The organism is Myxococcus sp. CA039A (genome assembly GCF_013336645.1).
GTDB lineage: Bacteria > Myxococcota > Myxococcia > Myxococcales > Myxococcaceae > Myxococcus > Myxococcus llanfairpwllgwyngyllgogerychwyrndrobwllllantysiliogogogochensis.
The window spans coordinates 1-24158 of record NZ_JABUMQ010000163.1 but is presented as its reverse complement, the minus strand read 5'-3'; the positions used below and the strand labels follow the sequence as shown (position 1 = coordinate 24158).

The 24158-nt window shown below is 69.0% G+C and carries 22 protein-coding genes; 9 read left to right on the top strand and 13 right to left on the bottom strand.

Annotated features, from left to right (window positions below; translation table 11 throughout):
- On the bottom strand, positions 1-467 hold a 467-nt coding region (locus HR086_RS25815), incomplete at its 3' end, for an alcohol dehydrogenase catalytic domain-containing protein (protein WP_174466950.1).
- A 152-nt stretch (positions 468-619) separates the two neighbouring features.
- Here HR086_RS25815 and HR086_RS25810 point away from each other — a divergent pair.
- The gene (locus HR086_RS25810; protein WP_174466949.1) at positions 620-1642 is read left to right on the top strand and encodes a lipase; all 1023 of its coding nucleotides are present in this window, start codon (positions 620-622) and stop codon (positions 1640-1642) included.
- Between the two features lie 377 nt (positions 1643-2019).
- Here HR086_RS25810 and HR086_RS25805 read toward each other — a convergent pair whose 3' ends face one another.
- From HR086_RS25805 to HR086_RS25780, 6 genes are all read right to left on the bottom strand, one after another.
- Positions 2020-3201, bottom strand: coding sequence for an alpha/beta fold hydrolase (locus HR086_RS25805; RefSeq protein WP_174466948.1), 1182 nt, complete (start codon positions 3199-3201; stop codon positions 2020-2022).
- Positions 3202-3203: 2 nt separating this feature from the next.
- Entirely contained in the window at positions 3204-4862 is a 1659-nt protein-coding gene (locus tag HR086_RS25800) for a hypothetical protein (RefSeq protein ID WP_174466947.1), read from the bottom strand.
- Positions 4863-5038: 176 nt separating this feature from the next.
- Positions 5039-5638 carry a hypothetical protein gene (locus tag HR086_RS25795; RefSeq protein ID WP_174466946.1) on the bottom strand — a complete coding sequence of 200 codons (600 nt, stop codon included), beginning with the start codon at positions 5636-5638 and terminating at the stop codon, positions 5039-5041.
- 121 nt (positions 5639-5759) lie between these two features.
- Positions 5760-7313 carry a long-chain fatty acid--CoA ligase gene (locus tag HR086_RS25790; RefSeq protein WP_174466945.1) on the bottom strand — a complete coding sequence of 518 codons (1554 nt, stop codon included), beginning with the start codon at positions 7311-7313 and terminating at the stop codon, positions 5760-5762.
- 15 nt (positions 7314-7328) lie between these two features.
- On the bottom strand, positions 7329-8324 hold the full coding sequence (locus HR086_RS25785; protein WP_174459402.1) for a 3-oxoacyl-ACP synthase III family protein: 996 nt from the start codon (positions 8322-8324) through the stop codon (positions 7329-7331).
- An 11-nt stretch (positions 8325-8335) separates the two neighbouring features.
- Positions 8336-9073 carry a TetR/AcrR family transcriptional regulator gene (locus tag HR086_RS25780; protein WP_141646404.1) on the bottom strand — a complete coding sequence of 246 codons (738 nt, stop codon included), beginning with the start codon at positions 9071-9073 and terminating at the stop codon, positions 8336-8338.
- Positions 9074-9488: 415 nt separating this feature from the next.
- Here HR086_RS25780 and HR086_RS25775 point away from each other — a divergent pair, with 415 nt between their 5' ends.
- From HR086_RS25775 to HR086_RS25745, 7 genes are all read left to right on the top strand, one after another.
- A complete protein-coding gene (locus HR086_RS25775; protein WP_254626476.1) occupies positions 9489-9953 on the top strand; it encodes a hypothetical protein in 465 nt (154 codons plus the stop codon).
- Positions 9954-9997: 44 nt separating this feature from the next.
- Positions 9998-10408: a hypothetical protein gene (locus HR086_RS25770; RefSeq protein WP_174466943.1), complete on the top strand. Its 411-nt coding sequence runs from the start codon at positions 9998-10000 to the stop codon at positions 10406-10408.
- Positions 10409-10484: 76 nt separating this feature from the next.
- Complete coding sequence (locus HR086_RS25765; protein ID WP_174466942.1) at positions 10485-11423, top strand: TraB/GumN family protein; 939 nt, start codon at positions 10485-10487, stop codon at positions 11421-11423.
- 185 nt (positions 11424-11608) lie between these two features.
- Entirely contained in the window at positions 11609-11878 is a 270-nt protein-coding gene (locus HR086_RS25760) for a hypothetical protein (protein ID WP_174466941.1), read from the top strand.
- Between the two features lie 296 nt (positions 11879-12174).
- The gene (locus tag HR086_RS25755) at positions 12175-12657 is read left to right on the top strand and encodes an Lrp/AsnC family transcriptional regulator (RefSeq protein ID WP_141646410.1); all 483 of its coding nucleotides are present in this window, start codon (positions 12175-12177) and stop codon (positions 12655-12657) included.
- A complete protein-coding gene (locus HR086_RS25750; RefSeq protein ID WP_141646411.1) occupies positions 12654-13871 on the top strand; it encodes a PLP-dependent aminotransferase family protein in 1218 nt (405 codons plus the stop codon). Before HR086_RS25755 ends, HR086_RS25750 begins: the two co-directional genes overlap by 4 nt.
- 213 nt (positions 13872-14084) lie before the next feature.
- Positions 14085-14831, top strand: coding sequence for an SDR family oxidoreductase (locus HR086_RS25745; RefSeq protein WP_174466940.1), 747 nt, complete (start codon positions 14085-14087; stop codon positions 14829-14831).
- A gap of 247 nt (positions 14832-15078) precedes the next feature.
- On the opposite strand, the gene HR086_RS25740 is transcribed toward HR086_RS25745, so the two are convergent.
- The 4 genes from HR086_RS25740 to HR086_RS25725 all read right to left on the bottom strand — a co-directional run bounded on the left by HR086_RS25740 (position 15079) and on the right by HR086_RS25725 (position 20401).
- Complete coding sequence (locus HR086_RS25740; RefSeq protein WP_174466939.1) at positions 15079-17433, bottom strand: transglycosylase SLT domain-containing protein; 2355 nt, start codon at positions 17431-17433, stop codon at positions 15079-15081.
- 287 nt (positions 17434-17720) lie between these two features.
- Positions 17721-18179: an SRPBCC domain-containing protein gene (locus HR086_RS25735; protein WP_174466938.1), complete on the bottom strand. Its 459-nt coding sequence runs from the start codon at positions 18177-18179 to the stop codon at positions 17721-17723.
- A 317-nt stretch (positions 18180-18496) separates the two neighbouring features.
- Entirely contained in the window at positions 18497-18910 is a 414-nt protein-coding gene (locus tag HR086_RS25730) for a hypothetical protein (RefSeq protein ID WP_174460214.1), read from the bottom strand.
- Between the two features lie 63 nt (positions 18911-18973).
- Positions 18974-20401 carry a S8 family serine peptidase gene (locus HR086_RS25725; RefSeq protein WP_141646416.1) on the bottom strand — a complete coding sequence of 476 codons (1428 nt, stop codon included), beginning with the start codon at positions 20399-20401 and terminating at the stop codon, positions 18974-18976.
- A gap of 634 nt (positions 20402-21035) precedes the next feature.
- Between HR086_RS25725 and HR086_RS25720 the strand changes: the two genes are divergently transcribed.
- A complete protein-coding gene (locus HR086_RS25720) occupies positions 21036-21830 on the top strand; it encodes a prolipoprotein diacylglyceryl transferase family protein (RefSeq protein ID WP_174455904.1) in 795 nt (264 codons plus the stop codon).
- A 96-nt stretch (positions 21831-21926) separates the two neighbouring features.
- Here HR086_RS25720 and HR086_RS25715 read toward each other — a convergent pair whose 3' ends face one another.
- Both HR086_RS25715 and HR086_RS25710 read right to left on the bottom strand, forming a co-directional pair.
- Positions 21927-22886, bottom strand: a complete 960-nt coding sequence (locus tag HR086_RS25715; RefSeq protein WP_174466937.1) for a sigma-70 family RNA polymerase sigma factor — start codon at positions 22884-22886, stop codon at positions 21927-21929.
- A 3-nt stretch (positions 22887-22889) separates the two neighbouring features.
- On the bottom strand, positions 22890-24158 hold a 1269-nt coding region (locus HR086_RS25710), incomplete at its 5' end, for an NAD(P)/FAD-dependent oxidoreductase (protein WP_174466936.1).

Below are 24158 nucleotides of genomic sequence, written 5' to 3'. Positions count from 1 at the left end.
CCGCCCGCCGCCGAGTGCACCAGCACGTTCGTCCCCGGCCTCGGATGCGCCAGCTCGAACAGCGCGTAGTACGCCGTCAGGAACACCGCCGGAAATCCCGCCGCCTGCTCCATCGTCAGCTTCGACGGCAGCGCGAACACCTGGTGCCGAGGCACCGCGACGTGCGTCGCATACCCGCCGAACCGCGTCACCCCGAACACCCGCGCCCCGGGCGACAGGTCCTCCACACCGGAACCCACCGACTGCACCGTGCCCGCGAACTCGAAGCCGGGGGTAATCGGCCACCCCACATACTCCTTCGCGGAGGCGTACAGGCCCATGCGAATGACGCAGTCCGCATAGTTCACCCCGATGGCCTCGGTGGCCACCACCACCTCCCCCGGCCCAGGTGAAAGTTGATTCAGGTTTTCAAGTCGGAGCTGCCCATATCCACCGGCTTTCGGAATGACGACCTTGCGTGCGCTCATGTCCCCGTGAGTATCACGCGACGCAGCGCGACAACGTGAATGCACGTTCACGTGGCGGGCGACGCGCGCACGAGATGTCTCTACACTGTGTCTCGCGCTCGATGACTTTCATTGGTCCGGGCGCGCATCCCCCACAACAGAAGGAGTCCTCCATGCGATTGCGGCATTCGCTGTTCCTCATGGCCCCGCTGCTCGTCGGCGCCCTCACTGGCTGCGGACCCGAGCACGAGGAATCACTCGCTCCCGAAGCCCCCGCCGCCGAGCAGCTCGGCACCACCGAGTCCGCCGCTGTCTCCACCGCGGGCCTCACCACGCACTTCCGTCAGTGGCTCTCCGCCAACGGCTACGACAGCTACGACTTCCCCCGCGCCGACCTCGTCGGCGGCAGCTTCGGCGGCAAGGCGAGCGGCACCGACACCGTGGTGAACACGCCCGTCATCTTCATCCACGGCAACTCCGACAAGGCCGTGGGCACCGGCACCGCCGGCCAGTCGGGCTGGAACGCCTCCATCGAGTACTTCCTCGCCAACGGCTACAAGCCGAGCGAGCTGTACGCGACGACGTGGGGCCCCGCGGAAATCATGCAGACCGCGGTCCAGTACCACTCGAAGACGAACGTCATGAAGGTGCGCAAGTTCATCGAGGCGGTGAAGGCGTACACCGGCGCGACGAAGGTGGACATCGTCACCCACTCCATGGGCGTGACGCTCGCGCGCAAGGCCATCCTTGGCGGCTCGGCGAATGACTCGGCCAACGGCGGCGCGTACAACGTCGGCGCGGCGCTCACCGGCTCGGTGGACACCTTCGTCGGAATCGCCGGCGCGAACCTGGGCCTCACGTCCTGCTACCAGACGGGCCCGTCGACTCCGACGTGTGGCTCCACCAACGGCCTGTATCCGGGCTATCTCTACTTCGGCCTGGTGATGGGGCGCTCCGCGTACCTGGACAACCTGCGCTCCACGAGCGGCTACGAGGGTGCCTACCGCTACAGCATCTATTCCACGGCCGATGAAATCATCAACTACGGAGGCATCGTCTACGGCGAGTACACCTCCCGCATCCCCGGTCAGAATGGGGAGAAGGTCTACTCGGCCTATCCCTACGGGCACTTCAACTCGAAGGACCTGACCGCGGCGGTGCAGTACAGCATGGTGCGCAACCACACCATTCCGTAAGGCACGCGCCACGGGCTCCCGGCACGCCGACGTCCAGGCGCCGCCGGGAGTCACGGGCCGGTTCGGCATCACACCAGGAAGGACGGAAGCGCCTCGTCCTTCGACAGCACCGTGACAGCGAGCTCCGGCACCTTCGTCACCGAGGGCGCCGGTCGACGGCCCATCCACGCCGTGGGGGAGTGGATGCGGCCGTCCTCGCGTCACGGGCCGGGGCGACGCGCCTCATCCACACCGAGGATGAGGCCGTCCCCATGTCGCGAGCACCGGACGACGACCTCGCATCCACGCCAACACCGTCACGCATCCAGCACGACGCGTCTCCTCGCGAGCACCACCCGCCGCCACATCCCACCGAGGATGCGGCGGCACCGACGCACTCACGGCCTCGGGCCATCCGACGGAGCTGGCGCGTCGTTCTGCGCGGGCGTGGGCGAGGGCTGGTTCCCTGGTGCCCCCGGCACTGGCGCGGGCTCACCCGGCTTCGGTGCCTTGTCCTTCGGCTCCTCCTTCGGGACGAAGGGCTTCGCCGCCTCCGGGTCCTTCAGGAACGCGAGCACCGTCTCGTTGAACGGCGCCGGGCAGTCGAGCTGCACCGTGTGGCCACAGCCCTTCATCGGCGCCAGCGCGGCACCAGGGATTCGGGACGCGCCGTACTCCATGATGTCGCGCGCGTCGCCGCCGTGGAGGAACGGGTTGGGAATCAGCCGGTCATCCGTGCCGTAGACGATGAGCGTGGGCACCGTGACGTGCTGGAGGCCCTCACGCACGAAGTCGTTGTGCGCCAGCCCCCGCACCGTGCGGACGTTGGCGTAGGCGTACGAGTCGAACTCGGGCGACTTCGCCAGCCGCACGCGCTCCTCAACCAGCCAGTCAAGCTGTGGCCCCCAGTGCATGAAGTTGCCCTGGCGCACGCTGCCCCAGATGTTCGCCTCGGGCGCGTACTTGATGAAGTCCGCGCTCATCACCCGCGCGAACCACGCCTTCTCCTTCCAGCTGAACTTCTCGAACCCGGCCGGCGACACCAGCACCAGCGCGCTGAGCGACTCCGGATAGCGGATGGCGTACGACAGCGAAGTCTGCCCACCCATCGAGTGTCCCGCGAGGATGGGCTTGTCCACACCCAGCCCACGCGTCAGCTCGTGCACCACGTCGGCCATCGCCTCCATGGTGTACGGGAAGGTCGCCGGCTTGTCGGACTTGCCGAAGCCCGGCAGGTCCACCGCGATGACGCGATAGCCCTGCGCCTGGAACACGTCCAGCTGCGCCCGCCAGAACTTCAGATAGGAGCCAAGGCCGTGCACGAAGACCACCGTCTTCGCGTCCGGCGACGAGGCCGGCAGGTCCACGTAGGCGACGTGCAGTTCGGTGGCCAGCTTGTAGCGGGCCGTGACGTCCGGCAGCGCGGCGCGGTGCACGGGCCAGGGCTGCTTGGTGCCCTCGGTGGAGTAGTCGAGGTCCTGGAAGGACAGCGCGGACTCGCCAGCATACGAGCGCACGCAACCGGCGGAGGACAGCCCCGCCGCGAGGAGCAACGCGGTGAAAGCGCGGGAGGAGCTCATGGTCAGAACGCGTACCAGGTGAAGGTGGTGAAGGCCGCCCACGGGTCGCTCCGCACGGTGGTCGCACCGTCGTAGAAGCTGCCGCGGAAGAGGTAGCCGCCGTGGAGACCCACGGTCATCAGGTAGCGGAGGTGGTAGCGAAGCTCCGCGTTGACCTCCGCGCCGATGAACCGGCCGCGCCGCACATCAGCCACCCAGCGCGCCGGGTCCGCCCCCGCGTTGGCCAGGCCCGTGGCCACCTTGAGGTTGAGCTTGTTGGGGATGATGTCCCACGCCGCCGAGGCGATGCCCGCGCGCAGGCCGTAGCCCTGGTTGGAGATGTCGGTCACCGCGCCCGTGTAGTTGTTCACCGTGCTGGTGAAGGGGAACAGGATGAGCATCTTGTGGTTGAACCACACCGCGCCCGGCAGGCCGTACTGGTTCAGCGTGAAGGCGCCCGTGTACTTCTCATCCTCCAGATTGGAGTCACCCGAGGAGAACATGCCCTCCACGGTGATGACGTCGCCGGGGCCACGGCCCCACTGGTACATGACCTCCAGGTTGGCGGACACGCCGGAGATATCCAGCTCGTCGAGCACCGAGTTTTCCGGGTCGTCGCTCTCGTACTTGCCGCCGTTGTACATGACGAAGCCGGAGGCCCCGAGCCGGCCGTTGCGGAAGTCGATGTTGTGATTGAAGTGCGCACCCGCCCAGAAGACGTTGCCGGTGGGACGGTTGATGTTGAAGCGCGCGGTGCCGGTGAAGCCGGGCAGACCCGAGGACGACGGGCCGCTCTTCACCAGACCCTCGAAGGCGTACGCGTCACCCTTGGTGTCGTCGTTCAGGTACCAGAACGACGCGCCCACGTTGGTGTTGGGGCGCACCGGGTAGACGTAGTCCGCCATCGCCAGCCAGATGTACTTCAGGCGCGGGTCGTTCTTCGTGGCGCGGTCCGCCTGCGCGGTGCCCAGCGGCATCAGGCTGACGCGCGCGTTGCCCTTGATTCCGCTGAAGATGGAGAGGCCCGTCGCGTCGCTGCCGAGGAAGGCCAGCTTGTAGCCGGTGCGCGTGAGGTCCGACAGCGGCGTGCGCGTCGGGTCATGGGCGTTGTCGTAGACGGGCTGCGTGCCGACGAGCAGCGTGAGCTGGCTGGGATTGCGCGTCGGGTAGATGGCGACGTTGACGTTCTTCGTCTGGATGTTCACCTGGTCGGCGTTGAAGCCGCCGCCCTCGTTCTGACCAATGGTGTTGGCCGAGCGACCCCAGAGGAAGTCCACCTCGAACTGCGCGCGGAAGGACGCCAGCCCGTCGACGAAGAAGGGGCTGTACTCGATGACGGGAATCCAGCGCTGCTCGATGAAGTACGCGGAGCGGCCTGACTCGGTGCTCACCGCGCTGCCCACCGGCGAGCCGATGGGCCCCAGCGACACGCCGCGCAGGCCCGCCGGGTCACCGACCTGGTTCGTCATGGAGACGCGGGTGAAGAAGTAGTTGATGAGGGTGAGCTCACGAGGCTCGGCGTCCTCCTCGCGGTCCTTCGCCTCCAGCCACTCGGCGTACAACCCTGGCACCGGAGTGCTCTGCGCGGCGGCCGGCGTCGCCAGTCCCACGAGCCCCAGCGCCGCGAGCACCCTCGCGCCTCGGCGCAGCGTCTCGCGTGCTTCAAACCCACTTCCCGTCATATCCACCTCGGCCCCGCGCGCGGGGCACTCCCGGTGCACCGGGCTCGGATGTCACCACTGTCGCTGGCGCTGCGTACGGCCGTGCTCCTGGGACGGGGCGGCGAGCGCCCGCGTCCAGTCCTTCGTCCAGAGAGAGGGCGGGAGCGCACCCTCCCTCCGGCACGAGGTGCGGCGGTCTACCGGACGGCGTACGTCTGCACGGCGTTGCCCGTGAAGGCGGAGCCGTTGAGCGTCACGGTACCGGCCGCGCCCACCGCGCCGTTGGCGCAGCGGCTGCCCGTCGACTGGTTCTTGAAGAAGATCTCCAGCTTGAGCGTCTTCTGGTCCGCGGTGAAGCCGCCACGGCCTTCCTGCACCAGGCCACCCGGGAAGGTGAACGTCACGTCGAAGCAGCTTCCGTCGGACGCCACGTTCTCGATGAGGACGGTGTTGGAGGTGAAGGAGAGCGGGTTCTTCGGCGCGTCATGGTTGCAGGCGCCATCGGTGATGGTGCCCGGGATGCTGTCGACCTTGAAGTTGCCACCCGCCACCGACATGGTGACGCTCTGGTAACACTGGGACGACGCGCCAAAGTCGACATCTTCGCTGAAGCCATTGGGGTGGCTGGGGATGTTGGCCCCCGTCATCAGCAGCGTCTTGCCCTCGAGGAACGCGAGGATGTTGGCGGAGCTGTTCAGCTTGGGCGCCTCGACGGGCGGGTCCTTGTCGTCATCATCTCCGCAGCCTACGAGGCCCAGCGCGCAAACCATGACCGCGGACAGCAGCTTCTTCTTCATGTGAGTGCTCCTCTTCCCTCCGGCGTCACCGCCGGGATGTGACGACAGTCGTCAATGCGAAGGGCCTGACTCCAGGGCCCTCCGTGAATGGCTCAGCGCGGCGCGTCGGACACGGAGGGTGTCATCGGCCCTCCGCATCGGCGGCGATGGCCGCCTCGCGCAGCTCGCGCTTGAGAATCTTTCCCGCCGCGGAGATGGGCAGGCGCTCCACCAATTCCACCCGCTTGGGCACCTTGAAGCGCGCGAGCCTCCCGCGCAGGTGCTCCATCAACACCTCCGTGGAGCAGGCCTCGCCGGGCTTGAGCACCACGAAGGCCCGGCCGACCTCGCCCCACTTCGCATCGGGCATGCCGATGACCGAGCACTGCTGCACGGCGGGGTGCTCGTAGAGGGCCGACTCCAGCTCCAGCGGGTACACGTTCTCTCCGCCGGAGATGAACATGTCCTTCTTGCGACCCGCGATGGTGAAGAAGCCGTCCGCGTCCTTGCGAGCCAGGTCGCCGGTGTGGAACCAGCCATCCGGGTCGATGGCCTCGCGCGTGGCGGCCTCGTCCTCGAAGTAGCCCGAGCACATGGAGGGGCCCTTGAGGAGCAGCTCACCCACGTCGCCCGTCGGCACCTCGCGGCCGTCGTCGTCCACCAGCTTCGCGGCGATGAAGTAGTTGGGGCGGCCGATGGAGCCCGCCTTCGACACCGCGAACTCGGGCCCCATGCTGAAGATTCCCGGGCCGAACTCCGTCATCCCGAAGCCCTGCTTGAAGGGCACCGCGTGCACGGCCTGCCACGCTTGAATCAGCGGCACGGGCAGCGCCGCGCCGCCGCTGGTCATGAAGCGCACGGTGGAGAAGTCCGTCGTGGCGAAGCGCGGCGAGTCGAGCAGTTGCTGGTATTGCGTGGGCACCGCGAAGAAGAGCGATACCTTCTCGCGCGGGATGAGCGTGAGCAGCTCCTCCGGGTCCCACCTGCGCATGATGACGATGGTGCCGCCCGCGGTGAGCAAAGGCACCGAGTACACGAGCAGCCCGCCCGTGTGGAACATGGGCGTGTGCGTCACCGTGACGTCGCCGGGGCGCAGCTCATGCACCAGCGTGTTGAGCGTATTCCACGCCACCATGCGGTAGCTGATGCACGCACCCTTCGAGCGGCCCGTGGTGCCGCCGGTGAAGAGCAGACACAGGGTGTCCTCCTCGGACACCGCGTCGTTCTTCACGGGCTCGGCGGAGCGGTGCGCGAGGACGTCCGTGTACGCGGCGGCGCCCGGCAGCCCTTGCGACTCCAGGGACACGAGGCTGAGCGAGTCGCCGATGCTCTCGCGCACCTGGGCCACGGCGTCGCGGAAGTCGTCGCCGAAGAGGAGCACGCGCGGGCGGATGGCGCGGACCAGGTCCGTCAGCTCGGTGGCGTGCAGGCGCCAGTTGTAGGGGACGAATATGGCGCCCAGCTTGCCGCAGGCATAGAGCGCATCCAGGTACTCGACGCCGTTGTGGGCGACGATGCCCACGCGGTCGCCGCGCTTCACGCCGGCCACGTCGCGCAGCCAGCCGCCGAGCGCCTCGGCGCGCGTGTTCAGGGCACGGTAGGTGAAGCGGCCGGCGTCACCCTTGGCCGTGTCCACCACCGCGACGTGCTCGGGCCAGTACAGGGCGCCCCGCCCCATCCAGTCGCCGATGAACATGCGCGCCTCCAAGACTCAGGCCGTCCAGCGGTAGAGGGCGGAGGCCATGGCGAGACCACCGCCGCTGGCACAGAAGGCCACCAGGTCGCCCCGTCGCACCTTGCCCTGGACGACGGCGTCATCGAGCGTCATCGGGATGCAGGCCGAGCCGGTGTAACCCCACTTGTCCATCGTGTAGTGCGCCTTGGCCATGGGCTGGCCGAGCACCTTCATCGTGGCCTCGATGGTGCGCAGGTTGAGCTGGGTGAAGACGAAGAGCTTCACGTCGTCCAGCGTCTGCGACTGCTTCTTGAGGAGCTGGTCCAACAGCATGGGCCAGCGCTCGGTGTTGAACGTGGCGGGGAACTTGCGGACGAACTGGACGGCGGGCTTGCCACCGGTGAGGGGCAGCGTCTCCGCGGTGGCGGGGCGGTGGGTGCCGCCGGTGTAGATGCCGAGCGCGTCGTGGTACTCGCCATTGGCCAGGAGCCGAGCGCCCATGAAGCCGGGCTTGTCTCCCGCGCCGAGCACCACCGCGCCCGCGCCGTCCGCGAACAGGGTGCAGGTCTTCTTGTCCTTCCAGTTCACGTAGCGCGTCATGCCGTACGCGCCGACCACGAGGATGCGGTGGTAGCCGTCATCCGCGGCGATGGTCTTCGAGCCCACGTCCAGCGCCGTCACCCACCCGGCGCACGCGCAGTTGAGGTCGTAGGTGCCGGCGTTGGCGGCGCCCAGCTTGGCCTGCACCACGGAGGAGGTGGCGGGGCTCAGGTAGTCGGGCGTGTCGGTGGCGACGATGATGAGGTCCAGCTCCTCGGGCTTCGTCCCGGAGCGCTCCAGGGCCTGACGGGCGGCGGCGACACAGAGGTCACTGGTGGCCTCGGTGTCGGCCATGACGTGGCGTTCCTTGATGCCCACGTTCTGCTGGAGCCACTCGTCCACTGGCTCGCCGAGAATCTTCTCGACGTCCGCGTTGGTGAGGACCTTCTCGGGGACGTAACGGCCAGTGGCGAGGATCTGCGCGTATCGCATGTGCGGTCTTCTCAGCTCCGGGCGCTCCGCGCCGGGCGGCGCGCGGGACGCAGGGTGTTCTTCTTCTTGGCGGGGGCGGCCTTCGCGGGGCTCGCCTTGGAGGGGGTGGACTTGACGCTGTTGCGCGCGGGAGCGGCCGAGCGGGCATCCAATCCGTGGCGGATGAGGCCCATGGCGGTGTCGAGCACGCGCTCCAGGCCCGGGTCTTCTTCCCAGAGGACCCAGCGCATGCCGAGGAAGTCGGCGATGCCCATCAGGCAGTAGGCGAGCGCCTCCGGGTCCATGCGGCGCACTTCGCCCGCGTCCATGGCGATGGACAGGCCGTTGACGTAGCCCTTGGCGAAGCGGTCGTAGTAGCGGCGGTAGCAGTCGGCGTCGACGAACTCGGCCTGGCGCACGACGCGGTAGAGGTTGGGGTGCTGGCGGACGAACTGGAAGAAGGTGCGCAGGCCCTCGCGCTCCACGTCCATGCGGCTGTCGCACGCGGCGGTGGACTCACCGATGAGGCGACGCAGGCGGGTGCCCAGGTCGTCGACGACCTCGACGAAGATGGACTGCTTGTCCGGGAAGTAGACGTAGAACGTGCCGAGCGCCACGCCGCCCTTGCGGGTGATGTCCGCGATGGAGGCGCGCTCGTAGCCCTTCTCTCCGAAGACCGACTCGGCGGCCTTCAGCAGCTTCGCACGCGTCCGCTGTCCTCGCGGCGTGACGGGTCCGGAGCGGTCTGGAGAAGTTGAAGGCCGATTCATGTTTCACCTAGCGGTAGCACCCGCTCGACGGGGTTGTCAAAGCGCGGAGAATGGCTCCGCGCGTCATGGACTGTGGGCGACGCAGGGCGTCACCTGGAGACCTCATGTCTCCACTCGGCGGAGCGTACCCCGAATGGCGCGGGGGTCAGCGGGGTGGTCTTCAGCCTGGAACAACACCCGCTCTCCGGCGGCGGCCAGCGAGGTAGCGCGACGCGCAACGTCCTTCCCCAAGGCATAGCCGGGCTTGTAAGCATGGGCGGTCCTTCGCCCCTTCACTACGGAGCAGGTAGAAGCAATGGCCCCATCCCCCGTTTGGCTCGTGCTGCTCGTGAGCGCCCTGAGTGGCGGCTGCGGTGGAAGTGGCGCCTCCAGGTTCTGGCGTGACGCTACGGGACACATTGTCGTCGCGGGCCCCATGCTTGGCCCCCACGACAGCCTGACGGCATTGGCACCCAGGCTCTGCGAAGCGGTCCGGCAGCTCCCCGGAGCCACGGCCGGAAACCGGAGAGAGGGACAGGAGTACTGTGGCCTCATCTATCAGCGCGACGCGGACCCAGCCTTCTTCGCCAGCCAGCCGTCTTCCATCAGCTCGCCCCGACAACTTCCAGGTGGGCGGAAGTCATGCTCCGTGCCGGCCACTGTCAGCGACCCCGAAGCGCGGAGCATCCGCATCTTCGCGGACTACCACAGCCACCCCGCCATCACGACCTTCTCCAATGAAGATCTCCAGGCGGCTCGTCAACGCTTCTACTTCCGCGTCATGTTCAATCCAATCTGCGAAGTCTATCTCTACGACTTTCAGGAGCGACCCGTCTATGAACTCCAGGATGGGGAGTTCAAGGCCACCCGGAAGATCACGGACGACCGGCGCGGCGAATGACAGTTCTCTGCCGGCCCCTCTCTCTCTCGCACGAGGCCCATAAGATGAAGCGTCTCAGTCTCTGCGTGCTCACGCTCACGCTCGGCGGCTGTCACCTCGTTCGCTCACGGCCCCAAGCGCCGCTCGCGCCCCCTGAGGTCGCAAACAGCATCCAGTTCCCATCCTGGAGCAAGGACGGCTCCACCACCGTAGAAGGACACCAGCTCAAGGCGCTCCAAATCGCACTGGAGGACTTCCTTCCTCCGGGAACGTCCCCGCCCAAGGATGCCGATGCCATGACGCGATGCCTTTACACGCTCGACACCTATGACGCCTGGTTGGTGCGCGGAGAGCGGATGACCTTCGTCCACTTCACGCCCAACGAAGCAGAGCGCTGCGGCCTCAAGCCCGAGGTCATGGACCCCGGCGCGAGCTACGCCATCAGTGACGACGGCGTCATCTTGAAGCGGGACTGACCCGAGGCATCACACCTCGACGCGGCAGGCACCCGAATGGTTCGATGCGTGGACCATCCCGGGGGAAGCCCACACCATGAAGCGCCCGTCGTCCCTGCCGCTGTCGCTGCTCCTCGTCGCCCTGCTCGGCGCGGGCTGTGCCTCCACGCCCGCCGCGAAGAAGTACACCCCGGTCGACACGGGCAACGCCTTCCTGTGGGAAGTGAAGGACCCGCGCGGCGGCACCGCGTACCTCGTCGGCTCCATCCACATGGGCAAGGCCGGCGCCCTCACCCTGCCCTCCTCCATGGAGTCCGCCTTCACCAAGGCCCACGTCCTCGCTGTCGAGGTGGACACCACTCGGACGGACGAGGCCGCCATGCAGAAGCTCGTGCGCGAGCTGGGCACCTTCCCCGAAGGACAGAGCCTCTCCCAACGCCTGGACCCCAGCACCCGCGACCTCTTGAGCCGCGCCGCCACGCGCCTGGGCGTGCAACCCCAGGGACTGGAGCGCCTGCGCCCCTGGCTCGCCGGCATCGTCCTCAACAACCTGGAGTTCAAGGCCGCAGGCTACGAGCAGGGCCACGGCGTGGACCGCGCCTTCCTCGACCGCGCCCACGCCGCCCACAAGCAGGTGCTGGAGCTGGAGAGCGCCGAAGCTCAGTTCCGCATGCTCTCCGGCACCCCCGACAACCTCCAGGACCTCATGCTCCGAGACCAGCTCCGCCGCGAACAGGGCCCCGGTGAAATCGTCGAGGCGCTCACCTCCGCCTGGAAGGCCGGCGACGCGGACGGCATGGCGGGCCTCCTCCTCGAAGGCGCCAAGGACACCACCTACCGCCCCGTCTACGAGCGCGTCTTCTTCGAGCGCAACGTGCAGATGGCCTCACGCCTGGAAGCCCTGCTCACCGAGCCTCGCGTGCACCTGGTCGTCGTGGGCGCCGGCCACGTCGTCGGCCCCGAGGGCATCGTCGCCCTCCTCCAGAAGAAGGGCCACTCCGTGCGCCAGCTCCCCCGCGAAACACCCATCGACTGACTCCGTGAAGAGCATCTCAAGTGATTCGGTCATTCGTTTCGAATGACTCTCTTCGGGCCAGTGCACCGCGCCGCTCGGCCCTCCGCGCCCGCGCGGCGTCCCAGCGCCCCTCTGCCCAGTCCTGTCCCCTCCAGATAAGCTAACCATGCGTTTCGAGCATTCCGCGCGAAACCATGGAGGTAGTCATGCGAGCAATCTGGATGGTGGTCCTGGCCTTCAGTCTGTCGGCGTGTGGTGGAATCGAAGCGGGCGACGAGGCGCTCTCGGAAGGCGCCGAGAACAGCTTGCAGACCGAGCAGGTGTCCTCCGAGCTCGCCGGCGTCTGCGAGTCCCTCGTCGGCACCTTCTGTCGCCCTGGCGCGGTCACCAACTGCACCTGGAACGACGGCGCGGAAGGCGAGTGCGAGTGTCAGCGCACGCCGTTCAACAAGTGGCTCTGCAGCTACAACGGCTGACCGCGGTCCAGGGGCTCCTCCTCAAGGGAAGGGCCCCGCCGCACCTGTGACGCCCGCCTCCGGGTCCGCCCGTCGAGGCCGCGCTCCACGCATCACCCGCGAGGCGAATGCCCGCACCAGACCCCGCGTGCAGACAACTCCCTGCGCCCCTGACTCCCCGTGAGCAATCTGCCCTCCGAGCGACCTCCCACGTCATTCGGACTTGCGATTTCGCCCCACTTGCTTATTTTGCATGCCAAATTTAATTTAGCTGTCGAAACCTCAAGGCACTTATAAAAATAAGGTCCATCCCGCCCATGCCCTTGGATGAGCTCGACTTCCGCCTGGTGGACCTGCTGCAGCGCGACGGCCGCGCGACGCAGTTGGAGCTCTCCCGAGCGGTGGGGCTGTCCCAGCCAGCGGTGGCCGAGCGCATCCGCAAGCTGGAGGAGCGGGGCGTCATCACCGGCTACGCGGCGCGCGTCGACGCGACGAAGCTGGGCAAGGACATCACCGCCTTCATCGGGGTGAGCATCGAGCATCCGAAGTACTTCGAGGGCTTCGCCAAGAAGGTCCTCGCGCTGCCGGACGTGCTGGAGTGCCACCGCGTCGCCGGGCAGGACTCGTACCTCGTGAAGGTCAAGACGGCGAACACGCGGACGCTCGACTCGCTCCTCGTGGAGACGCTGCGCACCATCGCGGGCGTCACCCGTACCCAGACAACCATCGTCCTGTCTTCCATCAAGGAGGACACGCATGTCCGCGTGCCTCCCGAGCTCGCCAAGGAGAGTGAAAGATGAGCGCCGACGCCATGAGCGCACCCCTTCCCCCGCCACCGGTCTGGCGACTCGCCCAACGCATGTCGCGCATCAAGACGTCCGCGGTGCGCGAAATCCTCAAGGTGGCCGAGCGCCCGGACATCCTCTCCTTCGCCGGCGGTCTGCCCGCCCCGGAGCTCTTCCCCCTGGAGGCCATCGCCGAGGCGCACGCCCAGGTCATGGCCCAGGAAGGCCGCGCCGCGCTCCAGTACAGCACCACGGAGGGCTACGCCCCGCTGCGCGAGTGGATCTGCACGCACCTGGCTCGCGCCGGACGCGTGTGTGACGCGGACCAGATTCTCATCACCAACGGCTCGCAGCAGGGCATCGACCTGGTGGCCAAGGTGCTGCTGGACCCCGGTGACCTGGTCATCGTGGAGAACCCCAGCTACCTCGCGGCGCTGCAGACGTTCGGCGGCTACGAGGCGAAGTTCGCCACCGTCGAGAGCGACGACGACGGCATGCGCATCGACGACCTGGAGCGCGTGCTGGCCACGCACAAGCCCAAGATGCTGTACGTCGTCGCCAACTTCCAGAACCCCAAGGGCACCACGCTGGCGCTGGAGCGCCGCAAGGCCCTGGTGCGGCTGGCGCAGCAGCACCGCTTCCTCATCCTCGAGGACGACCCGTACGGCGAGCTGCGCTTCCGGGGCGAGCACCTGCCGTCGCTGGCCGCCTTCGACGACCAGGGCGTCGTCGTGTCGCTGGGCACCTTCTCCAAGACGCTGGCCCCGGGCCTGCGCATCGGCTGGGTGGCCGGCCCGCGCGACTTCGTGCGCAGCCTCACCATCGCCAAGCAGTCCACCGACCTGCACACCGCCACCGTCGCCCAGCGCGCCGTGGTGAAGCTGTTGCAGAACTTCGACTACTACAAGCACCTGGACTCGCTGCGCCCGGTCTACGGGGAGCGCGCCAACACCATGCTGGACGCGCTCAAGGCGCACATGCCCGAGGGCATGAGCTGGACGCACCCCGACGGCGGCATGTTCCTGTGGGCGAAGCTGCCCCCCGGCATCAGCGGCGACACCCTGCTGCCCCGAGCCGTCGAGCAGAAGGTCGCCTTCGTCCCGGGCAGCCCCTTCTTCGCCATGAACCCGCGCTCGGAGTTCATCCGCCTCAACTACTCCAACCGGCCGCCCGACCTGATTGTCGAGGGCATGCGCCGGCTGGGCGCCGTCATCTCCGGCGCCCTGTAGCTCCGCGCTGACACACCAAGGCCGTGCCGCGCCGCGTCGGAGTTCCCGACGCGGCGTTTTCATTCCCGCCTGAGTTGAATACCGATTCAGGTTTCAACTCCTTCGGCGCTGGCCAGGGAGGGCCGGGTTGCGTAGCCTGCGCGGCGGGTTTCAACGGCGGCACGGCCCCCCAGGGTTCCCCAGCCGCTCCCAACACACCGGAGAGACAGACACATGCAGCTCAAGGACCTGAAGGTGGTGGTGACGGGTGGTGCCCAGGGCATGGGCGCGCACTTCGCGCAGCGGCTGGTGGAGGCGGGCGCGCAGGTGGCCGTGGGCGACGTCAACGAGGAGAAGCTTGCGGCGCTGCCCGCGGGCATCCACCGCCGCAAGCTGGATGTGTCCTCGGAGGACGACATCGTCTCCTTCGTGAACTGGGCGCACGGCGCGATGGGCGGGCTCAACGGCCTCATCAACAACGCGGGCATCCTGCGCGACGCGCTGCTGGTGAAGAAGGACCGGACCACGGGCCAGGTGAAGAAGCTGTCCACCGCCGACTGGAACACCGTCATCGGCGTCAACCTCACGGGCGCCACGCTGATGGTGCGCGAGGTGGTGGCGAAGATGGTGGAGACGGACCAGGGCAACGGCGTCGTCGTCAACATGTCGTCCATCGCCCGGCACGGCAACCGCGGTCAGTCCAACTACGTGTCCGCCAAGGCGGCGCTCGCGGCGAACACGGTGACGTGGTCGCGCGAGTTCGGCCCCTTCGGCATCCGCGTGGGCGCGGTGGCGCCGGGCATGATTGAGACGCCGATGACGCAGGGCATGAACCAGAAGGCCCGCGACGCGCTGGTGGCCTCGATTCCCGTGGGCCGCATCGGCCTGCCCGAGGATATCTGGCTGGCCGTGAAGTTCATCCTTGAGTGCGACTACTTCAACGGCCGCACCATCGACGTGGACGGCGGCCTCAACTTCTAGGCCGCTCCGGGCCGTGTCCCCAGCGGGCGTGGGGACGCGGCTCGCACGGGTCGCCCGACGCACGCGTCGTGCTCCATACGGAGCAGACGCTTCGCGCTCGGGCTGGGCTCGACCAGACGGGCACCTCGCGACGTCGCGGCTCCCTCGCCGGAGCCGACGAGCCGGGCACCTCGCGACGTCGCGGCTCCTTCGCCAGGACTGGCGGAGCACGCGCCCGCGACATGCGGACGCGACAGGCCCTCGCCCTCTACCTTCGGCTGACGTCGCCCACGCGCGTCTGGTGCAGCAGCACGGGCTCGCCCTTGTAGAGCAACTTGTAGGCGCCGTAGCTGCCGAGCACGTGCTTCACGTACTCGCGCGTCTCGTCGAAGGCGATGTGCTCCACCCACTCGTCCAGCTCCGCTTGTGGCAGCGCATGACGCCAGCGGTCCACCGCGCCGGGCCCCGCGTTGTAGGCGGCCACCGCGTACGCCATGTTGCCGCCGAAGCGGTTGAGCAACTGCCCCAGGTAGGCCGAGCCCAGCCGGACATTCTGCGAAGGCTGGAGCAGCGCCGCCTCCCCCACCTCACCCAGCTTGAGCGAGCTGGCCACCTGTCGCGCCGTCGCGGGCATGAGCTGCGCGAGCCCCAGCGCCCCCGTGGCCGAGCGCGCCTGCGGACGGAAGCGGCTCTCCTCGCGGATGAGGCCCTGCATCAGGTCCGGGTCCACCTTGGAGGCGCGCGCATAGCGTTGGATGACATTCCTGAACGCCAGCGGCCACGTCGCCTCCCACACGGGACGCGACGCCGCGCTCAAGGGGCCCTGCACCTCCTGACGCAGTGACTCGCGCGCCACCTGCCGCGCGGCCCGCTTGCGTCCCGTGCGCAGCACCGTCTGGTAGAGCAGGCGCGCGGGAGCCTCGGCCAGCCCTCGCGAGTTCACCGCGAGCAACTCCTCCGCCGCCCCTGGCTGCCCCAGACGAATCAGCTCCACGCCCGCCGCGAAGCGCGCGTCATGGCGCAGCGGCCCGGGCGGCAACGGCCACACCTCGTCCGGCGGCGGCACGTCACCACCGGCCCCGGGAGGCGGAGCCAGGCGTGTCAGTCGCTCCGGCGCCAGCAACGCCAGCCGCGAGCGCGCCAGCATCCCGTACCAGGTCGCGGGTCGCTCGGTGGCCAGTTGCTCGTAATCGTCGAGTGCCGTCGCGTTCGTCAGGGGCACGGGCTCCCGCACACGCGCGCGCCAGTAGCGAGAGCGCCACAGCGCCTCGTCCGTGCGCGACGCCGCGGGCAGTTTCTCCACGGCCTCCAGGGCGGCCAGCGCCTCGGCGGGAGCCTCGCGCCGGGAGTGCAGCCAGAAGGCCCGGAAGAGCGCCTCCGACGCGAAGTTGCCTCCCGGGTAGCGACGCGCCGTCTCCTCGTAGCGTGCCAAGGCGTTGTCGAGCTGGCCCGTACGTTGGAGGAGCCACGCCTCGAAGAACAGGGCGTCATCGGCATAGCCGTGCTCGGGATAGTCACGCGCGAGCGTCGCATAGGTGTTGATGGCGGCCTTGGGGTCCACCACCGACTGCGAGTAGCCCAGGACATAGAGGGCCTGGGGCCGCTGCTCGGCGGACATGCACTTCTCCGCCACGGGCGAGAGGAGCTGGATGGCGCGGCGGTGCTGCCGGTCCTTGCGCAACGCGCGCCCGTAGGCGAGGTGCGCGCGACAGGACAGCTCGTCGGGCAGGTCCACCGAGGACATCACGCCCCACAGCATGTCCATCGCGGCGGCGTGGCGGTGCAGCTCCACCAGCGCTTCACCCCGGCGCACCTTCCACTTGGTGGGCAACGGCAGGCCCTGCAGCCGCTGCCGGGCACGCTGCGCCTCGCGCGACAGGGGATTGGTGGCCCACACCTCCAGGAGCGCGCGGTGCTCGACGTTGTAGAGCCCCTGGACACGCGCCAAATCGCAGATGGCCAGCAGCGCCTTCATCCGCAGCGCATCCGGCCCACGCGCCTGCCGGCTGTCGATGAGTTCTTGAAGCGCCTGCAGCGCGCCGGGGATGTCCTTCCGACGCTGCAGGACGCGCGACAGACTGAAGCGCGCCTCCGCGTAGAGCGGCGAGCCCGAGCTCACCTCGCGGTACTGCGACGCCGCCAGCTCCAGCCGACGCAGCTTCTCATTCGCCTGCGCCGCCCACAGCAGGCAGTGGTCCTTCAGTGGGACGTAGTCGACGGCCAGCGCGGCGAACTCATCTGCGGCGGTGGCGTAGTCCCGAGCGAACATCGAGCTCTGCGCGCGCAGGAAGCGGACCGGCAGCGTGGGCTCTTCGTCCTCGAGCAGCGCACGCGCGCGCGCATGACGACCCCGGCGCAGCTCGGCCCGCGCCTTGGCGAGCACGCCTTCCGCGAAGTAGGGCGCGAGCTGCTCGGGCCCGAAGGACACCACTGACAGCTCCGCGCCCGACGGCTGCTCCGCCGGCGTGTCGAGCAACTGCTCCAACTGCTCCTCCGACAACACCTCACCCGGCCCGTCATCCTCGGGCGACTGCGCCCGAGCGGAACCCGCGCCGCCCACCAGGCCCGCGCAGGCCACGCACATCGCCATGGCACCTACGCGCAGCCGACGTCGTCCATCCATGCATGCCCTCTTCCGCGAATCGGGCCACTGAGGATTTGCACGCCGGGCGGACTTGGGACCGGGTGACACGCGCGTCGAGCGCGCACGCGTCGTCCAGGCGATACACGCGCGCGCTGTGTCCACGCGTCACTGCACGAAACACGACGGAGCACGGCGCCACGCGTGGGCGTGGCCGCGCGGGAGTGGGGCGAAAGACCACCCGCGGAGCCTCGCGCACCGGCGGACCCACCGGAGCCGCTCACGTCACCTCTTGATGAGCGCGCCGCCTTGGACGCGGACGAACGCGCTCAGGCCGACGTGGACACGGCAGGGTTCGCCAGCTCCGCCTTCACCCGCTCCGCCAGCGCGCGGTTCAGCGCCTCATAGGAGGACTGGAGCGTCTTCAGCATGCGCCCCGCCACCCACGTCACCACGCCGCTGAAGTCCTCACCGTGGACCAGCCGCGTCCCCGTGCCCTCGGCGGACAACAGGAAGAAGTGTCGCCCATGCATCACGCCCGGAATGCCGCCCGTCCACTCGAGCGCCCCCGGCCGCTCCACGCGCGTCAGCGTCGCCGTGAAGCCATACACCTGCCCCAGTCCCCCCGGCGGGCGGACCTTCATCTTCACGTGCGCCCCGCGCTCCACCCGCCCTCGCGCCTCCACCATCAACGGGTTCCACGTGGGATAGCGGGCGAAGTCTCCCAGCACCGCCCACACCGCCTCGGGCGGCGCATCGATGAAGGCCTCGGTCCTCAGTCGAAACATCTTTCTCCCCGCTCCCCTCGCCACTGGCGACTGGAAGCCACCCCCAGCCCGTCCGGTGTCCTCTTTCGACCGCCCCACGACGCCCACATGCCCCGCGGGGCGATTGCGGGATGACATGAGAATCGCGACTTTCTACGTTAATCAGGAAGAAGCGGAGAGCCCGTGCGTTTCCCGGAAAGGAGACGGCGTCCCCTCCCCTTCTCCCACGCGAGCAGCCCACGGGCATCGCGCATGGTGGGACAAGCCACCGCGGGCCGCCCTCCGCAGCATCGGATGGGGAGCCCAGACCAGGGGTGCACGGCGAGGGGCACCCACCGCTAGTAGAGGTCGACGGGCATCATCGCGCCCGCCTCGAACTCCGGAGCACGCCGCAGCTGGTCCAGCACGCGCGGCGCGCAGCGCAGGTGGAGCATGGGCAACGAGCCCGGCTCGCTCACCGAACGCACGGAGCCCAGGAGGTGGTGCGCCTCGAGCCAGCGCATGAAGCTCTCGTGGAAGCGAGCGCTCTCCGCCAGCCCGGCCCGTTGGACCTCCGCCCGTGACAAGGGCGGAGGACGGACAGGGGTGTGCCCTCGAGGCGCCTTGGGCTCCTCGCGAGGCATCACCGTGATGTCTATCCACTCCGGCTGCGTCCTCGCCCCGGCCAGACCGGGCAGCGGACGGACCGCCGAGGAGACGCGGGGCATGCCCGCAGCGAAGCCGTCCCCCGGCTCGCCAATCTTTCTGCTCATGGCCTCATCCTCCCCCGGGCCCGGCGCTCCACTGGCGCCGACCCCGGCTTCAACCCACCGCCGTCACCTGAATACAGCCAGGCCCTTGCCTGTCCGGTGTCCGCTTGAGCGAGGAAGTTTGACCGCATTGGCCAAAATCAAATCCCGCACCTCGAGCGCCGTCAAGTCAGGGGCACGACACCGATAGAGCGCCGCGATACCCGCTACATAAGGCGCCGCCATGCTCGTGCCACTCATTCGCTCGTAGAACGCCTGATTGTTGCAGCGCCTTTCAGTGCTGGAATACACGTTGACTCCGTAACCCATGATGTCGGGCACGACGCGGCGCTCCACGACACCGCTGGCGGAGAAATGAGCCACGTTGCGCTCGAAGTCGACTGCACCAACGGCCAGGGACTCGTCAAAGGCGGCTGGATAACCAACCGTGTCGGGTCCACTGTTGCCTGCCGCGACAACAGGCAGGACGTTGCTGTCGAGCAGCCGACGAATCATCGTCTGGAGCGCGCGCTGGTTGAGCTTGTAGTCCGCCTCGGAGATGCCCGGAGGTGGCTTGAGCGGGAAGCCCAGCGAGAGATTGACGACGGCGGGACGGGTGACGTTCTGCGGGCTGCTGAACTGGTGCAGCAGCCACTCCATGCCGGCGGCCACGCGGCCCAGGCTGGTGCGGATGGTCTCCGATTCGATGACGGACGCGACGTAGAGGTCGACCTCCGGAGCGACGCCGTGGTGCGTGCCCGCGGCGATGCCGCACACGTGGGTGCCGTGGCCATCCGGGTCGAAGCCGCGGATGTCGCGTGCCGGATTGTGCGGCGAGTTGGGGAACAGCGACACGTAGCGGAACTGGATGACCTTGGCGGCGTGCTCGGGGTGGTCGGCGTCCACGCCGGTGTCGAGCACGCCGAGCAACACTCCGGCGCCGCGGATGCCCTGGGCGTGGGCCAGGGGCACACCGCTCTCCTCGGGCCACTCGCGTTCGGCCAGCGAGCTCATGCCCCGGTTGCGCGGACCGGACTGTCCCGCCGACACGGGGCCGGGGAAGGACAGGGGCACGACGTCGGGGATGAACTCGAAGTCCGCGGACAGCTCGCCGCGCGCTTCGGCCTCCGTGGCCTCCGAGTAGAAGTGGGCCATGGTGGCGCCGATGAGCGGCATGAAGCGGAAGCTGCCCGCCTCGCTGCCGGTCTGCTCCGTCACGGGCGAGCCCGGCAGCGGCGTCGTCGAGGCGTCGGCGCCGCGCGTGGTGGGGCGCTTGATTTTGGACCCCTTCGCCACGCGCTTGCGCTCTTCCTGGCCGCTGACGGCCGGACGCGGGCCGGGCAGCGTGGCCGAGCGCAGGCCCAGCGACGACAGGGTGTCCGGTGCGCGGTTGGCGACCGCGAAGCGAAGTGCCGTGGTGCGCGGCAGCACGCGCTCGCCTTGCTGCGTACCGCGAGGCCCGACGCGGGCCTGCGTTTCGATGGACTCCTTGGGAACCAACAGGTAGGACTTCATGGGTTGTCTACTCCTTGAACGACCGTGCAACGCTGGCGGCGTGAGGCAAGGGCCACCGGCACCCAAGCTGCGTCCGCCGCGCCCGGAGCCTCGCGAGCCCGGCGGATGTGGATGGCGCGCGCTGAGCGGCGCCGAACAGCCGGGTCCTCCACCCCGGCGCATGAGACCTCCTCGCTGCGTGGGGCAGCCCTCCGGCCCCCGACTCCCCAGGACTTCAAGGACGCCACCGCGCCCTCGCGTGCGAGCCCACGCACACCCCGGCCCGTCGCCGTCACTGGCGCCCGACCTGCGGTGGCTGGGGTTCGCCCTTCCATGGCTTCGCGCTCTCCTCCAGGAATCCCTGAACCCATTGTGAGATTGGACAGGACGGGCCTGACAATTAAACCAGGGATTCCATGCTGTAGACGCACGAGCCCCCCTGAATCGGTCCTAACGGGACTTTCCGGAGCGTCGGGAAGTATGAAGGAGGCCCCCCTGACTGCTCGGAGCGTCACACGAGCGGTGTCCGCCAGCCGACCTGGGGTGTCGGAGGAGGCGGGGAGGGAGGGGGAAGTTCGCGCCCCCACAATTGTTCGCCTACGTCCCCCACGACGGATTAAGTGGGTGGGACGGTACGCCCCCTGGAGCCATCGACGTGATTCCCTACTGGCATGCCCCTTCGCTGAAGCTGGGGCCCCTCACCATCGAGCCCTTCGGCATCTTCGTCGCCGTGGGCATCCTGCTGGCCGCGCGGTTGCTCGGTCGCCAGGCGCAGCGCCAAGGGTTGGACCCGACGCCGCTCGCCGACTACGCCCCCTGGGGCGTGGGCGTGGGCGTGCTGGTGGGCCACTGGGTGCACCTGTTCTTCTACCACCCGGAGGAGCTGGCCAAGGGGCCGCTCCAGATTCTGAAGGTGTGGGACGGGCTGTCGTCCTTCGGCGGCCTGGTGGGCGGCATCATCGCGGCCATCTTCTTCTTCCGGCACCGGAAGCTGCGCTTCAACGACTACGCGGACGCGTTCGCCCTGGGCGTGGCGCCGGGCTGGGCGGTGGCGCGGCTGGGCTGCTTCGCGGTGCATGACCACCCGGGCGTGCGCACCGACTTCTTCCTCGCGGTGGCGTTCCCCAACGGGGCCCGGCACGACCTGGGCATGTACGACGCCATTGCCCTCTTCCTCATCTCCGGCCTGCTGTACGCGCTGCGCGACGTGGAGAAGATGAAGGGACGGCTGCTGCCGCTGCTCTCGCTGCTGTACGCAGCGTGCCGGTTCAGCTTCGACTTCCTGCGCGCCACGGACATGAACTACGTGGACGCGCGCTACTTCGGCCTGACGCCCGCGCAATATGGCTGCTTCGCGCTGGTGGCCTATGGAGTGTGGGGGCTGTTGCGCCGCCGCGAGTCGCGCGCGCCTTCAGCGCCCCCCGGGAACACACTGGGCGCGGCGCGGTAGGCAGGACGTCGTTCCCCGAGGCCCTCGCGGTGATTCGCGAGGGCCTTCTGCTGTCCGGGCCGCGTGACGTCGCCGCGCCCGGGTGCTCCGCTCGACTCACGCGGGCGTGGGCATGCGCACGCCGGAGAGCTTGCGCTGGGTGAGCACCGAGTGGATGTGCGCGATGCGGCCGTCCGCGCCCAGCTCCACTCGCACCACCGCGCGCGTGGCGAGCAGTGGGTCCTTTCCGGGCGGGTACACCAGCACCAGCGCGGGCAGGCCATTGAGCCACTGGAGCTCCACCGCGAGGGGAGTCCCGCGCTGCTCCATCAGCCGCGTCAGGAACGTCAGCACGCGCTTGGGGCCCACCAGGGGCACGTGGGCCGCGCGCACCTCGCCCCGCCCATCCGTCAGGGTCAGCACGTCGTGGGCGAGCAGGGCCTCGGCCGCCGCCACGTCTCCGGCCAATAGCGCGCCGAGGAAGCCCTCGAGCGCCGCGCGGGTGCGTTGTTTGAGGTCCTTCGTCGGCAGGCAGCGCGCGCCGTCGTAGGCCGCCATGGCCGCTCGGGCGCGGTGATGCACGACCTTCACGTTGGCTTCGGTCATGCCCAGCGCCTCGGCCACCTCGTGCACGGTGGAGTCGAACACGTCGCGCAGGAGCAGCACGGCGCGCTGCTTGGGTGTGAGCGCCTCCAGCGACAGCAGGAACGCGAAGGAGACGCTCTCCAGCAGCTCGTAGCGGCCCTCCGTCGAGCCGCCGCCCGGCAGCCGCGCCTCCACCGCGGGCGGCACCTCCTCGTCACCGGTCTCCAGCGGCGAGGGCAACCAGGGCCCGATGTAGCCCTCGCGGCGGCGGCGGCGCAGGGCGTCTCGCGAGAGGTTCACCGCCACGCGCGTCAGCCAGGGGCGCAGCTCCTCGTGACGCTCCGGAGGGGAGGTCAGCGCGCGGGCGAAGGTCTCCTGCACCAGCTCGTCCGCGTCCGCGGCCACGCCGGTCATGCGGTAGCACAGCCCCCAGAGGTAGCGCTCGTGCTCCCGTGCCGCGCGCGCCAACGCGCCGTGCTCCTGGTCCGCCATGTCTCAGGCTCCCACCGCGAGGCGCGGCTCCTCGTGGCGATGGCGCAGCAGGGCTCGCTCCACCGACTCCGCGCTGGCGAAGGACGCGTCCACCAGCATGCCCTCGTCGCCCACCCAGTCCCCCACGCGGTAGAGGCCGCGCACGTGAGGCACCTCCGACGGCGGGCGGCCCGCGAGTCCTCCCGACTTCGCCGTGGGAATCCGGTGGCTCACCACCAGCGAGGGTCGGAAGCGCCGGGCGACGAGGTGCGCGCGCCAGCCGGGTTGCAGCACGTCCATCACCGCCTCCAGCTCGGCTTCAGTCGCCTCGGTGTCGGGCGTCGCGAGGTACTTCATGACGTGCACCATGGCGCCTCCCTCCGGCCCCAGCTTCGCGACGGCCGAGTGCACGGAGACGTACCACGGACCATCGATGCCGAGCGCGAACAGCGCCTCGGGCCTCGGCAGCCGCGACAGGCCGAGCTCCAACGTGGCGGCCTTCACCGGCGTCGACTCGGCGGCCTCTCGCGCGAGCACCGTGTCCTCGGGCAAGAGGTTGGACACGTCACCCGGGCTGCCGGCCAGCACCACCGCGTCCGCCGCGCGCACCGTGCCGTCGCCCATTCGCAGGCCCTGGACCTGGCCCGACTCGACGACGACACCGTCGACTCGCGCGGAGAGTTCCAGCGTGACTCCGGCGTCGCGGGCGACGGCCTCCACCGACGACACGAGCGCGGCCCAGCCGTCGTCGAGGTAGAGCACGTTCGCCTCGAGCGCGAGCTGGAGCTGCGTCACAGCGACCTGTGCGCTCAGCGCGTCCAGGTCTCCGCAGTAGGTGGCCACGCGAGCCAGCGTGGCGATGACGGCGCGCACGTCATCGCGAGACAGGCGCGTGTTCAGCCACTCGCGCAGGGACACGTGCGCCAGGGTGTCCGGGTCGATTCGGGGGAGGCTCGCGAGGAGCCGGGCCATCTCCAGCTTGCCGGGCAGGCTCAGCACGTCCGTGGTCATCAGCGACACGGGGCCACGCGGCAGGGTGTGCAGCCGGCCCGCGCGCAGGGCGTAGGCCGCGCCCGATTGGCCTGGGATTCCGCCCTGGGGCTTCACCCCGAGGCGCCCGAGCACCCGCATGGCGGCTCCCGCGCGGTAGAGGGCGTGTGGCCCCAGGTTGAAGCGGAAGCCCTCCACGTCTGAAGTCTGCGCGCGTCCTCCCAAGTGTTTGGAGCGCTCGTACAGCGTCACCGCGCAGCCGCCGCGCGCCAGCAGGGCCGCCGCCGCCAGCCCACCCAGCCC

Coding starts and splice junctions, on each gene's coding strand:
- HR086_RS25810 (WP_174466949.1), top strand. CDS start 620: ATGCGATTGCGGCATTCGCTGTTCCTCATGGCCCCGCTGCTCGTCGGC.
- HR086_RS25770 (WP_174466943.1), top strand. CDS start 9,998: ATGAAGCGTCTCAGTCTCTGCGTGCTCACGCTCACGCTCGGCGGCTGT.
- HR086_RS25765 (WP_174466942.1), top strand. CDS start 10,485: ATGAAGCGCCCGTCGTCCCTGCCGCTGTCGCTGCTCCTCGTCGCCCTG.
- HR086_RS25790 (WP_174466945.1), bottom strand. CDS start 7,313: ATGTTCATCGGCGACTGGATGGGGCGGGGCGCCCTGTACTGGCCCGAG.
- HR086_RS25775 (WP_254626476.1), top strand. CDS start 9,489: ATGCTTGGCCCCCACGACAGCCTGACGGCATTGGCACCCAGGCTCTGC.
- HR086_RS25750 (WP_141646411.1), top strand. CDS start 12,654: ATGAGCGCCGACGCCATGAGCGCACCCCTTCCCCCGCCACCGGTCTGG.
- HR086_RS25795 (WP_174466946.1), bottom strand. CDS start 5,638: ATGAAGAAGAAGCTGCTGTCCGCGGTCATGGTTTGCGCGCTGGGCCTC.
- HR086_RS25755 (WP_141646410.1), top strand. CDS start 12,175: ATGCCCTTGGATGAGCTCGACTTCCGCCTGGTGGACCTGCTGCAGCGC.
- HR086_RS25760 (WP_174466941.1), top strand. CDS start 11,609: ATGCGAGCAATCTGGATGGTGGTCCTGGCCTTCAGTCTGTCGGCGTGT.
- HR086_RS25800 (WP_174466947.1), bottom strand. CDS start 4,862: ATGACGGGAAGTGGGTTTGAAGCACGCGAGACGCTGCGCCGAGGCGCG.
- HR086_RS25785 (WP_174459402.1), bottom strand. CDS start 8,324: ATGCGATACGCGCAGATCCTCGCCACTGGCCGTTACGTCCCCGAGAAG.
- HR086_RS25735 (WP_174466938.1), bottom strand. CDS start 18,179: ATGTTTCGACTGAGGACCGAGGCCTTCATCGATGCGCCGCCCGAGGCG.
- HR086_RS25725 (WP_141646416.1), bottom strand. CDS start 20,401: ATGAAGTCCTACCTGTTGGTTCCCAAGGAGTCCATCGAAACGCAGGCC.
- HR086_RS25805 (WP_174466948.1), bottom strand. CDS start 3,201: ATGAGCTCCTCCCGCGCTTTCACCGCGTTGCTCCTCGCGGCGGGGCTG.
- HR086_RS25780 (WP_141646404.1), bottom strand. CDS start 9,073: ATGAATCGGCCTTCAACTTCTCCAGACCGCTCCGGACCCGTCACGCCG.
- HR086_RS25715 (WP_174466937.1), bottom strand. CDS start 22,886: ATGGCGGACCAGGAGCACGGCGCGTTGGCGCGCGCGGCACGGGAGCAC.
- HR086_RS25740 (WP_174466939.1), bottom strand. CDS start 17,433: ATGGATGGACGACGTCGGCTGCGCGTAGGTGCCATGGCGATGTGCGTG.
- HR086_RS25745 (WP_174466940.1), top strand. CDS start 14,085: ATGCAGCTCAAGGACCTGAAGGTGGTGGTGACGGGTGGTGCCCAGGGC.
- HR086_RS25730 (WP_174460214.1), bottom strand. CDS start 18,910: ATGAGCAGAAAGATTGGCGAGCCGGGGGACGGCTTCGCTGCGGGCATG.